Annotated in this window: 1 protein-coding gene; it reads right to left on the bottom strand. The window is 56.0% G+C overall.

Annotated features, from left to right (window positions below):
* The coding region (locus O4G76_RS21495; RefSeq protein WP_269399111.1) for a FliM/FliN family flagellar motor switch protein at positions 1 to 230 on the bottom strand (230 nt) is incomplete at its 3' end.
* Positions 231 to 241: the final 11 nt, after the last annotated feature.

Here is a 241-nt window from a genome sequence, read left to right as displayed (position 1 = left end):
AATTGACCTGCCTGATCGCCTTCCATTTCTTCCAATTGTCCACGTGCCACGAGGCGGTCGCCGACATAGAGATCCACCGGATCCTCGACTTTCTTGTCGAGAGTGAGGATGGCATTTTCGCCAAGGTTGACGAGATCTCGGATCAGCGGGCGGGCCTTGCCGACCGAAACAATCACCTCAACCGGCACTGAGACAAACGGGTTGCCAGCATGGGCCGATTTTGGGTTCAGTTCGCCAGTCT

The sequence above is a fragment of the Limimaricola sp. G21655-S1 genome (genome assembly GCF_027213785.1).
Classification (GTDB): Bacteria; Pseudomonadota; Alphaproteobacteria; order Rhodobacterales; family Rhodobacteraceae; genus Limimaricola.
This window is presented reverse-complemented; position numbering and strand designations above follow the sequence as displayed.